Consider the following 19366-nt stretch of genomic DNA (forward strand, 5'->3'; position numbering starts at 1 on the left):
TAACAGTAAAATGATATGTCAGAACACGGTGATCCGGAAGATGGCTGTCAACAAATATTGACAGCCAGCACGATTAGTGAACAAAACCTCACGGAGCAGGTTTTTTATTGAGCGTCTCTTTGAGCTGGCCGATCAGTTCACGCCTGAAATCCCCCAGACGGGGCTTATCGCCATCAATCCACGGCAGCGGACGGCAGACCTCCATCGCTTTAATCCCCAAACGCGCCGTCAATAATCCCGCGCCGATACCCTGGGCGGCACGAGCAGAAAGACGCGCCGCCAGATCCTGCGACATCCAGTCCATGCCCACTTCGCGCACCAGCTCGCTCGCCCCTGCAAACGCGATATTGAGCAGGACCAGTTTGAACAGTCTCAGCCGACTGTAATAACCCAGCTCTATGCCGTAAAGGTTCGCAATACGGTTGATCAGGCGCAGGTTGCGCCAGGCGATAAAGGCCATATCGACCAGCGCCAGCGGGCTGACGGCAATCATCAGGGTGGATTCCGCCGCAGAACGGCCGATCTCCCGTCGCGCCTGGGCATCCAGCACCGGCTGAACCATATGGGAGTAGAGCGTCACCACTTCCCGGTCATTCTGGGTTTCATGGATAGCGGCATACCAGCGCTGAAGCGCCGGATGCGACTGATCGATTCCGGCCTGGCTGGCCAGCTTTTCACAGAATGCGCGACCTTTCCCGGTACCGTGGCTGTGGAGCAGATCCCGCGCTTCATCACGCTCATGCGCGCGCTGGCGCAATCGCCAGAGCCGACGCCACTCGGTGGCAACCGACCCGATGCCCGCCCCCACAATCAGCGCGCCCGCGGCACATCCGCCCAGCGCGACCCAGTCCTGAGTATGCCAGGCATTCATCGTCCACTGCACGCCCTGCCCAACCACGCTTACGCCAAACAGCGCCAGACCGGCAGTGACCATCTTGCGCCACAGGCTGCGTTTTGGACGCAGAGCGGCTTCCACAACCGCCTCCGCCGGACCGTCCTCGACGCCCGGCTCCTCAGTCAGGGCCGGGGCAAAGTTATCAGCCTGCGTGCCGCTGAACTTCTGCGCGGTTTTGAACGCCTCCTGAGGGTCCTGCTCAAGCGTTCCGGTAAAGTCTATGCGCGGTTTTAACGGTTCCGTCATCGCAATTTATCTCCAATCAAAAACTCCAGCGCCGCATCCAGACGGATGTGCGGTAATGGCCGATCGACGCTCATTGCCTGCGGGCGGAAGGCTTCAAACTGGAAGCCCTGGTTCTGCCAGAAGGCCTGACCCGGCAGCCGCGCGGGCACTTCGCCCGGATACACGGTAAGCGGTTCACCGTCGCTGAGCCGGTTCCCGCGTAATGCCGGTATTTTCTCGCCGTTAACGTCAATCAACCCGCTTTGCGTCGCCTGCACGGACGCGAGGCCAAGGCAATCCATGCCGATCCCTTCGAAGGCGGCGTTTTGCCAGGCGTCCTGCACCAGCTGCTGCAGCAGCGATACCATATTGGCATGCTGGTCGACCGTGACGTGATCGGCCTTCGTGGCAGCAAAGAGCAGTTTGTCGATCACCGGAGAGAATAAACGGCGAAACAGCGTCCGCTGCCCGTAGTGAAAACTTTGCATCAGCTGCGTCAGCGCAAGGCGCATATCGTTGAAGGCCTGTGGCCCGCTGTTGAGCGGCTGCAGACAATCCACCAGCACAATCTGACGGTCAAATCGCAAAAAGTGGTTTTTATAGAATCCCTTGACCACTTTTTCACAGTAGTAATTGTAACGCTCGCGCAGCATCCCGGCGTTAGTGTGCCTGTCGGCCTGCGCCAGCTTCGACTCGCCCACCCCATCCACATCCGGCCAGGGGAAGAACTGAAGCGCAGGTGCGCCCGCTAAATCACCCGGCAGGACAAAGCGACCCGGCTGAATGAAGTGCAACCCTTCCTGCTTGCACTGATGCAGATACGCCGTCCAGGCTTCGGCAATGGCGGCCAGACGGTTCTCATCTGCCGGTGCAAGCGGGTCCAGACCTTCGCACAGCTGTCGCCACTTGGCCGACCACCCGGCGCGCTGCCCCTGCAACAAGCCCGTCATCTGACGGGACCAGCTGAGGTAATCCTGCGCCAGCATCGGCAGGTCGAGCAGCCATTCACCGGGATAATCGACGATTTCCAGGTACAGCGTGGAAGTATCCTTGAAGTGGCGCATCAGGGATTCATTCGAGCGAAAACGCAGCGCGAGTCGAATCTCACTGACCCCTCGCGTCGGCGTCGGCCACGTAGGCGGATCGCCGTAGAGCTGCGCCAGCCCTTCGTCATAGGTAAAGCGTGGAATACCAAAATCACGCTGTGGTACGCGCTTCACGCCCAGCAGGCGCTCTTCCCGCACCGCGCTAAGCAACGGCAGACGCGCCCCGGCGTGCAGGTTCAGGAGCTGGTTTACCATTGCGGTGATAAACGCCGTCTTACCGCTGCGGCTCAGCCCCGTCACGGCCAGACGCAGATGACGGTCAACGCCGCGGTTCACCAGTGAATTGATTTCGTTTTTAAGTCGCTTCATCGCCGTCCTTCGTTGCCTGGAAGCCTTGAATGCATGGCTTCAGAATACAATAAATGGGGGCAGATCGTTGATTATCAATTCTTATTTATTGCTATTGCCGTTTTCTCTCCAGTAAGATGAACGGCATTGCTGTCAGTCCGGAGTGAGTAAGGTGTATGTCACCCACCATCTATGATATCGCACGGGTTGCGGGCGTATCGAAATCAACCGTTTCCCGCGTTCTGAATAAACAAACGAATATTTCTCCCGAAGCGCGTGAAAAAGTGCTTAAGGCGATTGACGAATTAAATTATCAGCCCAACAAACTGGCCCGCGCCCTGACCTCTTCTGGCTTCGATGCCATTATGGTTATTTCGACCCGATCAACCAAAACCACCGCCGGTAATCCTTTTTTCTCCGATGTCCTTCATGCCATTACGGCAAAAGCGGAAGAAGAAGGTTTTGACGTTATTTTACAGACCTCAAAAAGCAGCGAAGACGATCTGCTGAAATGTGTGAGTAAAATAAAACAGAAGATGATCAAAGGGATCATTATGCTGAGCTCACCGGCAAATGAATCCTTTTTCACCACGCTGGATGCGTATGGCGTACCGGTAGTGGTTATCGGCAAAGTTGAAGGTGAGTATCAGAATATTTATTCCGTCGACACGGATAATTTCCATGACAGCGCCACGCTGACCGAAACCTTTATAAAAAACGGTCGCCGAAAAATTGCCTGCCTGCATGCGCCGCTTGATTATCATGTTTCTATCGATCGTCTGGCGGGTTATAAAGCCAGTCTGGAAAAGCACCAAATTGCCATTAACCCGGACTGGATCAGGGATGGCGGTTATACCCATGAGAGTGCGCTTGCGGCGGCTCTGGAACTGTTGTCGTCACCCACGCCGCCTGATGCGGTATTTGCTACCGACAGCATGAAGTTGCTCAGCCTCTATCGCGCGGCGGATGAGTTGAATCTGATGATCCCGGAGCAGGTGGTGATAGCCGGATACAGTGACCCGATGCTCTCTCTCATTTTAACGCCCGCACCTGGCGGCTTTGATATCCCCACCCGAAAGCTGGGGGAAGAGAGCTGCGATCTTCTTTTCAGGCGTATTGCCGGTCAGCCCGCCCCGCAAAAAGTGCTGGTTGATACCCACTTTCTGTTGGCTGCATCCCTTCGCTAAAACCAGGGGCGTAGTGCCCCTGGCGTGCCGTCGGTCAGAACGCGTAGTTTACGCCAACCCCCGCATAGTGGAAGCGGTCGCTGTCGCCTTCATCGTGGTTTTCCCACTCATAGGCGTATTCCAGCGTCATGGATAAACCATTGTTGAAATCGTAAGCGTAGAGGAGACCGAGTCGGTTGAAGTCGTGTCCTTCACGCTCAGGATCGTCCTGCCAGTCCCAGTTCGACCAGCGATCAAGCCCCAGGCGGGTATAAGGCGTCAGGGTGGTCTGACCTAACGAGATGGGCAGATAGGCACGAATTTCCTGGGTAGAAAACTCGCCGTTATTACGGGAACTGTCCATATTGAAACCGCGCTCTAAATAGTAATTCACTTTAGCCGCAAAGGTTTCGTTAATGGTCCAGGTAAAGCCCGTTTCGGTTTCGACGCGGCTGTCAGCATAGCCGGTTTTTTCCAGATCGTTGGCGAACTGATACATGGCAAACCAGCCGCCAAAACGCCAGTCGTCGGTTAATTTAATATCCCAGTCAGGCTGAACTTTGTAGCGCTGCATATTCGCGCTGCCGTCTTTAGCACCGTGCTCATCTTTAAAGTGATAGCCATAATTTCGGAAACCGCCGGTCAGACCGAAAGTAAAATCATCGGTTCCGATAAAGCGATAGCGTAATTCAAATTCAGGACGGTCGAAATAGGTTCCACGGGTCATACTGCTATAATCAACCGGCCCCTCCTGATACATCGCCAGCGAAATAGTCCACGCGTCCCAGGTTGCATTAAACCACACGGAAGGTTCATATAATCCATCTTTATCGTCACCCTGCCCCTCGACGTTTTCGATTTCATACATTGCACCAATATTAAATTCCCACTGTTTAGCTGTTTCTGATGCTTGTGCACAGCTAACCCCTGCGCACAGAACGAGCGCAGCACTTCTTAGTAGAGTACCCATTAAATATTCCCTTTATAAGTAACAAACAAAAAAACCGGAAATTTGCATTTTCGGCGAACACCTTTCTTATCTAATAGCCGCTTCGGTTTCAGCGTCGAAGAAATGGCACTTATTCATATCGAACTGGATGTCGATATTATCCCCGGCGGCATAATCATTCGCGGCGCCAGCGCGAACAACCAGCTCATGGCCGCCAACGGTGGCGTAGAGCATAAACTCCGCACCGGTCAGTTCGGCTACGCTGACTTTCGCCGCGATGTTTTCACCACTGCTCTGCAGCGTGAGAATATCTTCCGGACGGATCCCAAAAACCACGGCTTTACGCTGGTACCCTGCGGCATTCAGTGAAGCGAGCGTGTCTTCCGGGATCTCAAGACGCAGCGTTTCCGTGACGAAATAGCGGTCGTCGATAGCGCCGTGAATGAAGTTCATGGCAGGCGATCCAATGAACCCCGCGACAAACATGTTTGCCGGTTCGTTGTACACCTGCTTCGGTGCACCGACCTGCTGAATAATGCCGTCTTTTAAGATCACGATGCGGGTCGCCATCGTCATGGCTTCCGTCTGATCGTGGGTCACGTAAATCATGGTGGTGTTGAGCTTCTGGTGCAGCTTGCTGATTTCAGCCCGCATCTGCACGCGAAGCTTGGCATCGAGGTTGGAGAGCGGTTCATCCATCAGGAACACGCCCCCTTCGCGCACGATCGCCCTGCCTAACGCCACGCGCTGACGCTGGCCGCCGGACAGCGCGCCCGGTTTACGCTTGAGATACTCGCGTAAACCGAGGATTTGTGCCGCCCAGTTAACGCGTTCTTCGATAACCGCAGGCGCAATTTTTTGCATCTTCAGGCCAAACGCCATGTTGTCGTAGACCGTCATATGCGGATAAAGCGCATAGTTCTGGAACACCATCGCAATATCGCGAGACTTGGCGGGAACGTCATTCATGCACACTCCGTCAATGACCAGTTCCCCCGCGCTGATCTCCTCCAGACCGGCAATCATACGCAGCGTCGTAGATTTACCGCAGCCCGAAGGCCCGACGAAGACGATGAACTCCTTGTCTTCGATTTCGAGATTGAAATCCTTAACCACGTGGACCTGGTTATCATAGATTTTCTGAATGTGTTTCAGAGACAGTTGAGCCATTGTTAATTCCTTATCAATACGTCCGGGATGCCCAAAACTCGGTCAGACATTTCCAGGTCAGTTCCCGCGTTGAATGAAGTTGTAATCCCGCATGGTTCAGGCCAGATCCAATCCCAACCGACAGCATTCCCGCCGCGTTGATCGCCTCAACGCCTGCAGGTGCATCTTCGATGCCAATGGCCTCTTCAGGACGCACATTCAGGCCTGCACAGGCGGCGAGGAAGATCTCCGGGTCCGGCTTCGAACAGATAATCAGGGAGGCATCAGCGCAAAAATCAAAAGCGTGCTGAATGCCCAGGGCACGCAATATGCCGGGGGCATTCAGGGAAACGGAGGCGAGCCCAATTTTGACGTTCGCCGCACGAATATCCGCCAGCACGTCGCGAATACCGGGAAGCAGAGAATCTTCCGTCAGTGACGCCAGAGACTGGACATAGAGCGCGTTTTTTTTCGTCGCCAGCGCGAGGCACTGCTCATCGCTAAACGTCCCCTCTTTCCCACCATGCTTCAGGATGCGCTGGAGGGAATCCATACGGCTTATCCCCTTTAGCTGTTCGTTGAAGACTTCATCGAAGGTGATGCCTATCTCCTCCGCCACTGCACGCCAGGCCAAAAAGTGGAGGTGTGCGGTATCGGTGATCACACCGTCCAGATCGAATACAACAGCCTTAAGCGTCATGGCGCACCTCCGTGGTAGCGGTCCCATTTACAGGTGTAAGAAAGTCCTTATAGGCGCAAACTTTATGCCCCGATACGAGTAGCGTTTTGCCCCACAGCGTCAGCGTGACCGGTGCTGAAGCTTCAATGGTTAAAACCTCGTTTTCATACGTAAAGTGCAGCGCTGCGTTCCGCCAGCGCAGGGGGAAAGCAAGCCTTCGCCAGTGGGCCGGCAACCTGGGCGAAAGATGCAGCTCCCCTTCCACTATCTGCATACCGGCAAAGCCCTGAATAACGCCGGACCAGATAGCGCCGGTCGCAGCAGCGTGAATCCCGTCATCGCAGCTGTGCGGGTCATCACCAAGATCAATGGCGACGCCATCACGCCAGAAGGCGTAGGCACCTTCGGTGTCACCGCAGCGGGCGGCCACAATGCCGTGAATGGCCTTGCTCAGCGACGAATCATGGATCGTGCGGGGCTCGTAGAACGCCAGATTGGCGGCGCACTGCTGCGGTGTAAACCGCTCCGGCAGTAGATAATTAAGCATCACCACATCGGCCTGCTTAAGGATCTGCATCTCGTTAACTTCCGCACGGGAATAATCGAGCAGAATGGTCTGCTTACCCGCTTTGGCTTTGTAGCGGCTCAGATCGATGGCAGGTTTTGCCATGAAGGTATCATCCTGGGGGATCACACCGTCCGCGTCGGCCTCCGGTAGCCATAAGCGCGGCAGGAACCGTGTGGCATTCTGCGTAAAACCGTCATCCTCGCGCCCAAACATCGCCATAAACCGGCGAGCGCAGGCGACGTTGTGCCAGGCCAGATAGTTGGTATACGCGTTGTTGTTCACATGCTCGGTGTATTCGTCCGGTCCGATGACGTCATGGATTTCGAGACGACCATTGATTTCCGTTGCGCGGCCCATCCAGAACGCAGCGGTTTCCATCAGCAGCGTGAGGCCTTCATTCCGCATAAAAGCATCATCGTGTGTTGCCTGCCAGTAAGCGACGACGGCCCAGGCAATGTCCGCCACGATGTGGTGTTCCGCCAGCGCGGAGGCCACCTTCTGGCGCGTGCCGGTTCGGATGTTAATAGCCGCGAACTCCGGCGTCTCTTCCAGACCGCTGGCGGCGCTTTCCCATGGGAACAACGCGCCGGGCCAGCCGTTGCGACGGGCTTTTTCCCGTGCGCCTGAGAGATTAAGCCAGCGATAGCGAAGCAGGCTGCGGGCTATCTTCGGGCGGGTGAACAGATGAAAAGGCAGCAGGAAAATTTCGGTATCCCAGAAGACGTGGCCTTTATACCCCTCGCCCGTCAGCCCTTTGGCGGCGATACTGCTTCGCTCATTATGGGCCGGTGTCATGGTCGTCAAATGCCAGACGGCGTAATCCAGCGCCATCTGATCCTGATACTCCGTAGAGTCCACTTCTACTCGAGCGTCACGCCAGACCTCTTTCCAGGTATACGCTGAACTCTCAAGCAGTGCGTCGTAGCCTCTTGCCGCACAGACTTTAAGATCGGCCAGCGCGTTGCGGGCGAAAGAGGCCTGCGACAGCGCTTTATCACTGCGATGCGTCACCCAGACGATTTTCTCGAGCGTGACAGTGTCACCCATCGCAATCGTCAGCGAATGATGAACGCTGAGACGACGATTTTTGGCGGTGAAGCAGCTGTCGCTCTTCGCGGAGAGCTGACAAAACGCCGAAACAACAACTTCTGAGGCACGGTCCTGCGTTTCATACACGCCCTGCATGTATTGCTGGTCGAACACTCTGACCGACATTTCATCCAGATGCTGTCTGCCGCTGTTCGTTTGCGTTGCATCAATGCCGGTTTTCAGCACGGCCTGCGTGGCGGCATCAAGCGGTGTGATCGAAAGCTGCATGGCCACTAAAGGCAACTGGTCCAGCGACACAAAACGACGACTTTCCAGACGATAGCGTTTCCCGTCAGGCGAGCGCCAGACGACGCTGCGACGAAGTTCGCCATTGGCAAATGCCAGCTCGCGCTGCCACTCGAGGATTTCGCCTGACAGGAGCGTGAAATTGACGCCATCCAGCTCAACATCGATACCGGTGATATCCGGCAGATTGACCAGCTCAGTGGTCTCGTTACGACCCGCCTGATGATAGAGACCTGCAAGATACATGCCTCGGGTTTGCTGGGTGTAATCTTCTTCATGCGCAGCCCGGATCCCCATGTAGCCATTACCGCAGGCCATGATGGAGGCGTATTTATTCAGGCTGTGTGGACAAAATCCCGGGTCGGTTAATACAGACACGTTTAGCATAACGTCACGCTTTCCCCTGTTTCTGCTGATTCATACAGCGCGGCGACAAGCTGCTGGATAACCAGCCCCTGCTCCGCATCAGCGATCGTGGCGGGCTCTCCCAGCACATGGCGTACGAAGGCATCCATACTGCGCATATGACGCTGGTCGTCAGCCTCTTCACGCTGCGTGAGGGTGACTAAAGCACCGGCTTCGTCGCTGTAGATGTGCGCCGGGAAGAGCGTTGCCCCCGCCTTTTCACCGCAGAATGCGACGTTCATGATCGACTGCTCGCGGATGTTAAGCGCAAACGACGTGTCCAGACGCAGAATGCCGCCATTGCAGAACTCAATGGTGCCAAACAGAGCATCTTCCACGGTAAACCGCGTGGGATCCCACTCGCCAAACTGGCCGCTGCTTTTACGGTTTCCCAGCTTCTGAAAGCTGTGTGCGGTCACCCGTTTTACCGCCGGGAAACCCAGAACATACATTGCGGCGTCTAGCATATGGATGCCGATATCAATCAGAGGCCCACCGCCCTGTAGCGTTTTATTGGTAAAGACGCCCCAGCCAGGAACCCCGCAGCGCCGTAGCGCCTGCGCCGTGGTGTAATAAATTTCTCCCAGCGCGCCCTTCATCACAGCCTCACGCAGCAGTTGCGTATCGAGAGCAAAACGATGGTGAAAATCATACGCCAGCACTTTTCCCGCGCTGCGCGCGGCCATGCGCATCCGATCGGCCTCCTGTGGCGTCATAGCAGGTGGTTTTTCACACATCACGTGGCAGCCCGCTTCCAGCGCGGCCATGACGTGCTCGAAATGGAACCGGTTAGGCGAACAGACGCTCACCGCATCCGGCTTAACCGCCTCGAGCATCTCTCGCACATCCTGCCATGCCGAGGAAATACCATGACGTTCCGCAAACGCCCGAGCCTGTTCAGGATGGCTGTCCATGACAGCCACCATCTGAACATCACTGCGCGTGGCGTAATACGAGGCATGCACTTTATCCGCGACCTGCCCGGCGCCAATGATGGCAACGCGCAGAGGCGAAGGTGTAGAAGCACTCATCACGCTCGTCATCCTTAGCATTCACGCAGATAAATGAGTGAGTCCTGGTATGCCTGAGCCGGATCCTCGGCGCGAACACGGCATTCATACACCACGTATCCCTGATAGTTATCGGCACGCAGCTGGTCGAACAGGCTGGCAAAATCAAGGCTGCCGCTGCCCGGCTGATAGCGGTGGTTATCTGCGATGTGCACATGGCCCAGCAGATCGCGGTGCTGATGCAGCGCATCCGTCAGCGAGTCTTCTTCGATGTTCATATGATAGAAATCGCCGATGATCTGCACGTGCTTCAGGCCGTTCTCTTCGATATAGCGACGCGCGTCCGCAAGGGTGTTGATCATATGATCCTGGTAGCGGTTCAGCGGCTCCAGGTAGACGGTCGTCCCGGTGCGAGCCGCCACCTCATCCAGCCAGCGCAGGGAGGCGCTTACCGCTTTGCGGTCACCATCGAGGCTGCGCGGCGAGGTCATTGGCGGCAGACGGAAGGTAAACATCCCCCACGCGGCAGGCACGATAATGCCCTTGCCGCCCACTTCAGCCAGCGCTTCCAGAATGCGTTCAATCTGCTTTAATCCGTTCAGACGACGCTCTTCGATGAAATCACCGATCCAGCCATCGTATCCACCACAGGCCGTTGTCACCGGCAGACCGGTGGCTTTGATAGCGGCTTTTACGTCGTCGAGGTTTTCCACCAGCAGGCGGCCGTCAATTTCGTAGCCATCAAAGCCCATCGCTTTGATGTACTCGAATTTTTCCATGATGTTGGTTGGGAAAAAGGCCTGGTTTTGTGTCGCGATCTTCATGATGTGCTCTCCTTAGCTTAAAAAGTGACGCCCATTTTGATACTGAGTTCCGGGTGCTGATCGACATACGTCATGTAGCTTTCCGGGCTGGTGGTGAAAGTCACGACCGGGTCAATCAGATCGTCACAATTCAGATAACCGTTCATCAGCAGTTCCCAGCAGGTCTCTTCAATACGTTTGCGGCTCCAGCGCGGGTAGTCCGGGTTGGGTTCGCTGCCTGCGCGGGAGAAGACAATCTTCGCGTTGTTGAAATGTGCTTCACGGCCAAGGTTAAATCCTTCCGCGAACGGTTTTGCGAAGGCTACGTAGGAGATGGTGCCGCCGTAGGCAAGTCCGCGCAGCGCGGACTGCAGCGCGTCTGCAAAACCGCTGGTTTCGATGATCACGTCCGCGCCCTGCTTCCCGGTCAGCTTCTTGATTTCAAGACCGACATCGGTACCGATTGGATTCAGGCAGTGGTCCGCACCGTGACGACGAGCGATCTCGCAGCGGTGTTCGATTGGATCAACGCCGATAACCACTGACGCACCGGCTTTTTTCGCCAGCTGAATCGCAATCTGCCCAATGGCTCCCAGACCGACCACGACCACAAAGTCGCCCACGCGGACGTTGGCATCACGCACGCCGCTCATGGCGAACTGCGCTGGGTCGTAGCAAACGGCGTTTTTCCAGGAGGCCCCCTGCGGCATTTTGCGCAGCTTGTAGTTATTCACCGCGTTAACGATGACCGTTTCCTGCAGCGGACCGTAGCAGCAGACGCTGTCGCCGATCTGATATTCAGTGACGTCATCACCGCATTCGATAATGTCGCCAACAATCATGTTGCCCAGCTGGAACTTACCGAATTCGATCCCGCGGGCCGTCCCCTCTTCACGCGGGGTAAACATCTGCCACTCAGCGTTGAACTCTTCGTCGATAAATGGACTGGCGGCGCGGAAATCCACCACTTCGGTACCGTGTTTCGGCGCGCCAAAGCGGGCGCGAATTTTCACTTCATGTGCTTCCACAGCACGATCTTCATATTCCACCAGCGCCGCCACGCGTGGCGCTGTCGCAACTAATTTTTTCATGACTGACTCCTTGTTAAAATTGGCCGCCTCAGCCCTTCACGCCACCGGCGGTCAAACCACTTTTAATAAAACGTTCAGACAGGGCGTACATAATGACCACCGGAAGCGCCGTCACCAGCGATGCCGCCATCATGCGACCCCAGATATAGTCCGGCGTGCTAAAGAGCGTGTTCAGCCCGACCGGCAAGGTGAAATTGCTGGCGCTGGACAGGAAAATGGACGCAAACAGGTAGTCGTTCCACGCCACCATGAAGCAATAGACAAACACCGACACGAGCCCGGAAATCGCCAGCGGCACGGTGATGCGAAAGATGATTTGCAGGCGGTTCAGGCCGTCCATCATCGCGGCTTCTTCGATCTCGTCCGGGATGGTGTCGAAATAGCTGCGCAGCATGAACACCGCTGTCGGTAACGTTTGGGTCACCATGGTGATAATCAGCGCCAGCTCGGTGTCGTAGATCCCAAGGGCCGTGATGATTTTGAACAGCGGCACCACCAGCAATATCCCGGAGAACATGTAGACGGTGTAAAAACTCGCATTGATCGTCGTGCGGCCCTTAAAACGCAGTTTGGATAAAGCGTAAGCCCCCAGCGTGCCGAGAAACACGGCAATCACCGAGGAGGTCAGCGACACCACCATGCTGTTTTTGAAATAGTCCACAAACGGGAAAATCAGCGGATTAAAGATGTCGACGTAATGCTGCAGCGTCCACGCCTGCGGCAATATGGTCGGGTTAAGCGATATCGCCTCTTTCGCGCTCTTGAATGACGTCATCAGCATCACGAAGAACGGGAACAGCGTGATAATCAGAAATACCGCCAGCCCCAGATAAAAACCAATGCGGCTCAGTACGCGTTTATTTGTTGCCATTGAGGTTTACCCTTTTTCTGGTCAGCAGAATCACCGCGAAGATGATCACGAACAGCACGACGGAGATCGCCGCAGCTTTACCCAAATCATTGAAAGCGAATGCCGTTTTGTAGAGGTAGACGCCCAAAATATCGACCTTGGTAGTCAACAGGTAGACATCCGCAAACATATAGAACATCCAGATAGTGCGAAGCGTCACCACCGTTGCCAGCACTGGCATAATCGCGGGCAGCGTAACGATTCGAAAACGCTGCCAGGCATTCGCGCCGTCCATTTCCGCCGCTTCATACAGCGACTTATCAATGGTCTGCAAAATCGCCAGGAACGAAATGAACGCGTACGGGAAGTAACGCCAGATGGCGAACAGCACCACCAGTACAAAGCTGCTGCCAGGATTGTCGAACCACAGGGGTGCCTGGTCATACAGATGCAGCAGGTCAACGCCCAGGTAGTTCACAATGCCGTAGCCGTTGTTGAACATGTATTTCCATGCAAACACCAGCGAAATGGACGGCGTTACGTAGGATAAAATCACCAGCGAACGCGCCGTTTTCCGCAGACGAAACTCCCGGTTAAAGAAGATGGCGACGGCAAGCCCCAGCCCGGTACTGCCGAGCACGACCAGCGCGGTGTACCAGAACGTCATCCACAGCGAGTGCCAGAACGCAGCATCCCCGAGAATGCGGATGTAGTTATCGAGCCCGACGAACACCGCATCAATACGCGGGTTAAGCGGCAGACGTAAGAAACTGATTTCAATATTGGAAATCATTGGCCAGGCCACCAGGCCCCCCAGCAAAATCAGGCTGGGGGCCAACAGCAGCATGGCGAAAGGCATATCTGAACGACCAGAAAACAACGTCTTCATAATTTCCTTCCGCAGAGCGCTCCTATCGTTGTGAAATCAGATCAGTCAGTCGCTTCTGGCTGTCACTAAGCGTGCTGCTGAGATCGTGTTTCCCCACCGTGACGTTGTGCACCATGGAACTGATGATGCCGGACCCGGTTACATCGCCCATGCGTGTGAAGTTTTTGTCGCCCACGGCGCCAAAGACCTGCACATTTGGGAACTGCGCAATCAGTTCGTAAGGCAGTTGCCCAAACGCTTTAATCACATCGTTGTTTTTCCAGGTATCAGTGCCCACCACCAGCTTGTTCACCGGCAGTGCCGCACCCGGTGACATCATGACCCAGTCGGTTGCGTTTTGAGCCTGCTCCATCCAGGTGACAAACTTTTCAGCCGCCTGAGTTTCATCTTCGGTTTGACCGGTGGTAATCGTCAGCGACGTGACCATGCCGTAAACAGCAGAAGAGGTTTCTGTTGGGACGACGAAGCCCAGGTTGGCAGGGTTTCCGTCGTGGAATACCGCCGGCAGGATGTAGGTGGAGTAAACCGCCATCGGCGCGGAGCCGTTCATGAAGGCATCTTTGATCTCCATGACGTCGTTTGAACCCGGCATGGTGGTCGCGGCCAGGGATTTATAAAACGCCAGGGCCTTTGCCATTACAGGGGTATCGATGTCGACGTTCCCTTTGGCATCAAAAACGTTCGCGCCGCCGGAAAGCGCAAACTGGGAGAATGCCTGCTCTGTCATCACGCTTTCCGCGGTGGGCAGCGCAATGCCGTAACGTTTTTTGGCCGGGTCGTTAAGGCGCTGGCTGGCTTTCAGCAGCTGTTCCCAGTTGTGTGGCTCCTGGATACCCGCCGCAGCAAGCGCATCTTTGTGATACCAGACGCCGGATAGCCAGGCACTGACTGGCACACCCGTCCAGGCAGAACCGTCTTCTGTACGAACAACACGCAAAATGCCGTCATAGAAGGTGCCTTCACCTACCGCTTTAATGGCTTCACTGATAGCCTTGCGATCCAGCAGCTGTTCCTTGTCCATGACTTTCGCGTAGTCATGGCTGACCTCAATCACCTCGGGCAGCGCGCCCGTTCTGGCGAGCGTAATGACCTTGGTGTTGTAGGCATCCTCTTCTACCGGCACCTGTTTCACCGTGATGCCGGGGTTCTCTTTCTCGAATTTTTCAATCAGCTTCGTGATAACCGCCTGACGCTCCTGCTCGACCGATGAGTGCATAAACTCAATGGTGACAGCAGACTTTTTGTCATCCTTACAGCCCGATAACAGGGCGCACGAAACCAGCGCTGATATCAGCACAATTTTGGGCATTTTCATTTTAAGGTCCTTTTTAGTTTTCTTTAATCCACAACACCTGCCATGGATGTAGGGTCAGCGTTTTATCTGTAATATCTTTTCCGGCTATCAACTCCGTTCCGGATTGAATATCCGATTCCACCGTTTGAATGCCATCACTGAAATTAAACAGCGCCGTTATTTTCTCGCCACAACTCGCCACGCGAACGATTTTTAAAACATGTTCACCTGACGCACTAAAATAAGCCTCACTGTCAGGATGGAATGCTTTTTCCGCCCGACGCAGCGCGATTAGCTGGCTTAACGAGAAATAGACCTGAGAACGCAGGCTATTTTTATCCTCAAGCACGCTATCAATTTGTCCCGCAGCGTATTTCTCACGATTTATTGCGCGGTTGTATCCCAGGCGCTCAACACCTGCATAATCATTTCGCGAGCCGAGAATACTCTGGATATAAACCGCTGGCACGCCGGGGAAGCTTAAGAGGACGGCATGCGCCAGAATAAACCGGGCAATCCTATGGCTATCAAGACTGTCGTGCGTACTTAATGCATCCAGATAGGTCACATTAATTTCATAAGGACTGCGTGTCCCATCCGGGTTATTTTTCCAGTTAACCAACGCCCCTTCAGCCTGAAGTTTCTCCACAAGCGAGAGGATTTCCGACTCAGGCAAAATGCCGCGTAGCGGGTTCAGACCAATTCCGTCATGAGAGGCCAGGAAGTTAAACCAGGTGGTTTTGGTGGAAGGCAGCGTCAGCGACGCTGCCCACTGGCTCAGCGTCCGTACGTTCTGACTATGCACCGCATGCAGCACCAGCGGGGGCAAAGAGAACTGATACACCATCTGCGCTTCATTTTCACCGTCACCGAAGTAAGCAACGTTATCTTTATGCGGAACGTTCGTCTCGGTGATAATCACCGTTCCCGGGGCGACAGCCTCGGTAATAGCGCGGAAAAGCTGGATGAGCTGGTGGGTTTGCTCAAGGTGGATGCAGTTTGTTCCGGGTATTTTCCACATGAAGCCCACAGCATCCAGACGAATGTACCGCGCCCCTTCAATCAGGTAATGCAGAAGCACATCCACCATCGCGATCAGCACCTGCGGAGAGGCGAAATTGAGGTCAATCTGGTCCTCGCTGAAGGTGGTCCACAGGTGTCGCACGCTGCCATCATGCAGCGTGAAAGGCGTAAGAAGCGGTAAGGCACGCGGACGCGTCACCGCGGATAAGTCTGTTTCAGGATCGACAGAAATAAAGAAATCGTCATAGCCAGGCGTTTGCTTCAGATAATTAGCGAACCATTTGCTTTTGGCTGACATATGATTGCAGACGAAATCAAACATTAAGCTGGCTGACTGTTTTAACTCAGCAACATCTCGCCACGTACCCGTGTCAGGTGCAACCTCATGATAATCAATAACAGAAAACCCGTCGTCCGAAGACCATGGATAAAAAGGCAAGAGATGGACATGAGAAAAAGAATGAGAAAGCCACTTGTTATAAAAACGTGTAAAAACCGGCAGTGCCTTCTCCCCTTTCGCTGAAAACTGATCGGCATAGGTAATCAGAACAACATCTTTTTCATCCCAGGCCATTTTACGTTTTTCTGTAATAACAGAAGCAGCCTTTTCAATATTTTCCAAAAGCGCATTAAGATGGGCTTCAGAAAACGTTTCCCCGTAAACAAGATTAATGAGATCTTTAATTTTTATCTTCATTTCATTTTCCATGGTAGCGGTCCCACGGAGTGGCAATCTACTCCCATGAAAAATATCTGTCAACGGACCAGGGAGGAGAAAAAGGTGTTTGCAAAGCAGCTCAGCGCAATATTGTGAGCTGCCGCAAAGAAAGCACGGGGAAAAGAGAAATGCGGTTAACCGTCGCCAGTCCCTCTCCCGGAAGGGAAAGGGCTAACGCCAGCGGGAATTATTGGGATAAGTAACGACGAGAAAGCCGTTTTGCCACCTTTTGCAACAGCGGTTCGAGCGCCACGGCCAGCACCATTCTGACCGGCTTGCGGGCAACGGATTTAATCGCCCACCCCGCCACACCTGCCGGGCCGAACCTTAACGCGGTCAGCAGGACCAGTTTACCTGCGATTTTCAGGCCGGGTTTTACCTTCTGACCGGCCTGTTGCCAGTGTTGTTTCATCTCATCTCTCTCTTAAAGCTGACGAAAACGACTTCTCAGCGTAAAGGTATCCGACGTGACATAGCGTTCCATTTCCCGTAGCCGCTTCTCACCGGCGGCAAGTTGCTCATCAACCGCATTGAGAAGATCGCTGCTGGTAGGGGCGCCTTCCGCAGCCAGTTCTCCTTCCGGCATCGGGTCAAGGACAAACGACAGGACGATGTATGCCACCAGGGTAATAAACGCCAGACCGAAGAAGATCGATAGCACCGTGACCACGCGCACCAGTTTGACCGGGACATCAAGATAATGAGCCAGTCCGGCACAAACGCCGCGCACCATGCCCTGCTGGGGGATACGCCACAGCTTTTTGTTCAGATTCAGTCCAGACATTAACGGTCCCTCCAGTTTGGATGTTCAGCATCCAGGATGGCTTCCAGCGCCTGAATGCGTTCGCGCATTTTGTTCGCCTCATCGGAGAGCTGTACCAGACGCTGTTGTTCACTCTGGGAAAGTTCACCCCGTGAAGAACGGTTGCTGTAGTGCAGCCACAGCCAAATCGGCAAAACGAACAGCACGAAAATTGTCAGGGGAATGGCCAGAAAAAGCGCGCTCATGTGTACTCCTTGTCTTACGATGCGGCACGCTCAGGTGCCGCAGGAATTATTATTGGTTGTCTTGCTTCATTTTGGCTTTCAGTGCCGCCAGCTGCTCGCTGATTTCATCGTCGGCCTTCAGGTCGGCGAACTGTTGATCCAGCGACTTCTGCTTACCGATGCCGTGACTTTCGGCTTCGGCTTCCATATGGTCGATACGACGTTCAAACGATTCAAAACGCGCCATCGCTTCATCAAGCTTACCGCTGTCCAGCTGACGACGCACATCGCGGGAAGAGCTTGCCGCCTGGTGACGCAGAGTCAGCGCCTGCTGACGCGCGCGGGTTTCGCTCAGTTTGTTTTCAAGCTCACCAATCTCTTTCTTCATACGGGTGAGCGTGTCATCCACCAGCGTCACTTCATGCTCGAGCGTCGCGACCATATCGGCCAGCTTCTGTTTTTCGATCAGCGCCGCACGGGCCAGATCCTCTTTATCTTTGCGCAGCGCCAGTTCCGCTTTTTCCTGCCATTCGTTCAGCTGAGCGGTAGCTTGTTCAATACGACGCGTAAGCTGTTTTTTCTCCGCCAGCGCACGGGCGGAGGTAGAACGCACTTCAACTAGCGTGTCTTCCATCTCCTGAATCATCAGGCGTACCAGCTTCTGCGGATCTTCCGCTTTCTCAAGCAGTGAGTTGATGTTGGCGTTCACGATGTCGGCAAAACGAGAAAAAATACCCATAATCAAATCCTCATAGTTCTGTTATCGGGCTATGCCCTGCTGTACAGATAATACAAACATCATGCCAACTTTTTATCTTATTGATTTCACTGACACTGATTGATTTTCATGCAGTGAAGAACTATCCTTTCCTGGTGAATATCGCTAAGGAGTGGTTAATTTCATCATGCCTGGATACAAAGACAATTTACTTGGTGAAGCAAACAGTTTCCTTGAAGTGCTGGAACAGGTCTCTCGCCTGGCGCCGCTCAACAAACCGGTGCTGATCATCGGTGAACGCGGAACGGGGAAAGAGCTGATAGCCAACCGTCTGCACTATTTATCCGGGCGCTGGGACGGCCCCTTCATTTCCCTTAACTGCGCGGCGCTGAATGAAAACCTGCTCGACACCGAGCTCTTCGGCCATGAAGCGGGCGCGTTTACCGGTGCCCAGAAGCGCCATCCCGGGCGCTTTGAGCGCGCCGACGGCGGTACGCTGTTTCTTGATGAACTGGCCACCGCGCCCATGCTGGTGCAGGAAAAACTGCTGCGTGTGATTGAGTACGGCGAGCTGGAGCGCGTCGGCGGTAGCCAGCCGCTGCAGGTTAACGTGCGTCTGGTGTGCGCCACGAACGCCAACCTGCCGGAGATGGTGGCGGAGGAGAAATTCCGTGCCGACCTGCTTGACCGTCTGGCCTTTGACGTCGTTCAGCTTCCTCCGCTGCGCGAGCGCAAAAGCGACATCATGCTGCTGGCAGACCAGTTTGCGATTCAGATGTGCCGCGAGCTCGGACTGCCGCTGTTCCCCGGCTTCAGCGATTATGCACAGGAGACGCTGCTTGCTTACCACTGGCCGGGAAATATCCGCGAACTGAAAAACGTCGTGGAGCGTTCCGTCTATCGCCACGGCAGCAGCGAGACGGAGCTGGACAACATCATTATCGATCCTTTCCAGCGCAGCGTGCCGCCGCTGTCCGCACCAACGTCTTCAGGCGATCTCTCTACTCTCCCCCTTGATTTACGCCAGTTCCAGAACGACCAGGAGAAACAGCTGCTGGAGCAAAGCCTGAAGACGGCAAAATATAACCAGAAACGGGCGGCTGAACTGCTGGGTCTGACCTACCATCAGTTAAGGGCATTGCTTAAAAAGCATCAAATGCGCTGACAATATCAGCACTTACCCGCAGACATTTTTACGAAGCAGGCGTAAGTGCGATA

At 54.6% G+C, this 19366-nt stretch carries 19 protein-coding genes; 2 read left to right on the forward strand and 17 right to left on the reverse strand.

What is annotated here, in order from left to right:
• Positions 1-88: 88 nt before the first annotated feature.
• Positions 89-1141, reverse strand: a complete 1053-nt coding sequence (locus GVO84_RS12495; protein ID WP_159514323.1) for a YcjF family protein — start codon at positions 1139-1141, stop codon at positions 89-91.
• Complete coding sequence (locus GVO84_RS12500) at positions 1138-2535, reverse strand: YcjX family protein (RefSeq protein WP_159514324.1); 1398 nt, start codon at positions 2533-2535, stop codon at positions 1138-1140. The genes GVO84_RS12495 and GVO84_RS12500 overlap by 4 nt, the downstream gene beginning before the upstream one ends.
• 155 nt (positions 2536-2690) lie before the next feature.
• On the opposite strand from GVO84_RS12500, the gene GVO84_RS12505 reads away from it, so the two are divergent.
• Entirely contained in the window at positions 2691-3701 is a 1011-nt protein-coding gene (locus GVO84_RS12505) for a LacI family DNA-binding transcriptional regulator (protein WP_121423930.1), read from the forward strand.
• Between the two features lie 34 nt (positions 3702-3735).
• On the opposite strand, the gene GVO84_RS12510 is transcribed toward GVO84_RS12505, so the two are convergent.
• The 15 genes from GVO84_RS12510 to pspA form a co-directional block, all read right to left on the reverse strand.
• Positions 3736-4650: an OmpG family monomeric porin gene (locus tag GVO84_RS12510; RefSeq protein ID WP_159514325.1), complete on the reverse strand. Its 915-nt coding sequence runs from the start codon at positions 4648-4650 to the stop codon at positions 3736-3738.
• A 66-nt stretch (positions 4651-4716) separates the two neighbouring features.
• Positions 4717-5799: an ABC transporter ATP-binding protein gene (locus GVO84_RS12515; RefSeq protein ID WP_159514326.1), complete on the reverse strand. Its 1083-nt coding sequence runs from the start codon at positions 5797-5799 to the stop codon at positions 4717-4719.
• Positions 5800-5812: 13 nt separating this feature from the next.
• Positions 5813-6478 (reverse strand): beta-phosphoglucomutase, encoded by a 666-nt coding sequence (gene pgmB / locus GVO84_RS12520; protein ID WP_159514327.1) that lies wholly within the window; start codon positions 6476-6478, stop codon positions 5813-5815.
• Complete coding sequence (locus GVO84_RS12525; protein ID WP_159514328.1) at positions 6468-8747, reverse strand: glycoside hydrolase family 65 protein; 2280 nt, start codon at positions 8745-8747, stop codon at positions 6468-6470. The genes pgmB and GVO84_RS12525 overlap by 11 nt, the downstream gene beginning before the upstream one ends.
• Positions 8741-9799 (reverse strand): Gfo/Idh/MocA family protein, encoded by a 1059-nt coding sequence (locus GVO84_RS12530; protein ID WP_159514329.1) that lies wholly within the window; start codon positions 9797-9799, stop codon positions 8741-8743. The genes GVO84_RS12525 and GVO84_RS12530 overlap by 7 nt, the downstream gene beginning before the upstream one ends.
• A gap of 11 nt (positions 9800-9810) precedes the next feature.
• Positions 9811-10599, reverse strand: a complete 789-nt coding sequence (locus GVO84_RS12535) for a sugar phosphate isomerase/epimerase family protein (RefSeq protein ID WP_121423940.1) — start codon at positions 10597-10599, stop codon at positions 9811-9813.
• 17 nt (positions 10600-10616) lie between these two features.
• The gene (locus GVO84_RS12540; RefSeq protein WP_159514330.1) at positions 10617-11669 is read right to left on the reverse strand and encodes a zinc-dependent alcohol dehydrogenase; all 1053 of its coding nucleotides are present in this window, start codon (positions 11667-11669) and stop codon (positions 10617-10619) included.
• A gap of 28 nt (positions 11670-11697) precedes the next feature.
• Positions 11698-12540: a carbohydrate ABC transporter permease gene (locus GVO84_RS12545; RefSeq protein ID WP_159514331.1), complete on the reverse strand. Its 843-nt coding sequence runs from the start codon at positions 12538-12540 to the stop codon at positions 11698-11700.
• The gene (locus GVO84_RS12550; protein ID WP_028013373.1) at positions 12527-13408 is read right to left on the reverse strand and encodes a carbohydrate ABC transporter permease; all 882 of its coding nucleotides are present in this window, start codon (positions 13406-13408) and stop codon (positions 12527-12529) included. Before GVO84_RS12550 ends, GVO84_RS12545 begins: the two co-directional genes overlap by 14 nt.
• Before the next feature lie 22 nt (positions 13409-13430).
• A complete protein-coding gene (locus GVO84_RS12555; RefSeq protein WP_159514332.1) occupies positions 13431-14723 on the reverse strand; it encodes an ABC transporter substrate-binding protein in 1293 nt (430 codons plus the stop codon).
• A gap of 13 nt (positions 14724-14736) precedes the next feature.
• A complete protein-coding gene (locus GVO84_RS12560; protein WP_159514333.1) occupies positions 14737-16434 on the reverse strand; it encodes a sugar phosphorylase in 1698 nt (565 codons plus the stop codon).
• Between the two features lie 196 nt (positions 16435-16630).
• Complete coding sequence (gene pspD, locus GVO84_RS12565; RefSeq protein WP_023312043.1) at positions 16631-16855, reverse strand: phage shock protein PspD; 225 nt, start codon at positions 16853-16855, stop codon at positions 16631-16633.
• 12 nt (positions 16856-16867) lie between these two features.
• Positions 16868-17227, reverse strand: coding sequence for an envelope stress response membrane protein PspC (pspC, locus tag GVO84_RS12570; protein ID WP_023617934.1), 360 nt, complete (start codon positions 17225-17227; stop codon positions 16868-16870).
• Positions 17227-17451: an envelope stress response membrane protein PspB gene (pspB, locus tag GVO84_RS12575; RefSeq protein WP_023312045.1), complete on the reverse strand. Its 225-nt coding sequence runs from the start codon at positions 17449-17451 to the stop codon at positions 17227-17229. Before pspB ends, pspC begins: the two co-directional genes overlap by 1 nt.
• Before the next feature lie 49 nt (positions 17452-17500).
• Positions 17501-18169, reverse strand: a complete 669-nt coding sequence (gene pspA / locus GVO84_RS12580) for a phage shock protein PspA (protein WP_029740507.1) — start codon at positions 18167-18169, stop codon at positions 17501-17503.
• Between the two features lie 166 nt (positions 18170-18335).
• Between pspA and pspF the strand changes: the two genes are divergently transcribed.
• On the forward strand, positions 18336-19313 hold the full coding sequence (gene pspF / locus GVO84_RS12585) for a phage shock protein operon transcriptional activator (RefSeq protein WP_159514334.1): 978 nt from the start codon (positions 18336-18338) through the stop codon (positions 19311-19313).
• The last annotated feature ends 53 nt before the right edge of the window (positions 19314-19366 follow it).

The sequence above is a fragment of the Enterobacter sp. SM3 genome (genome assembly GCF_009811935.2).
Lineage (GTDB): Bacteria > Pseudomonadota > Gammaproteobacteria > Enterobacterales > Enterobacteriaceae > Enterobacter > Enterobacter asburiae_D.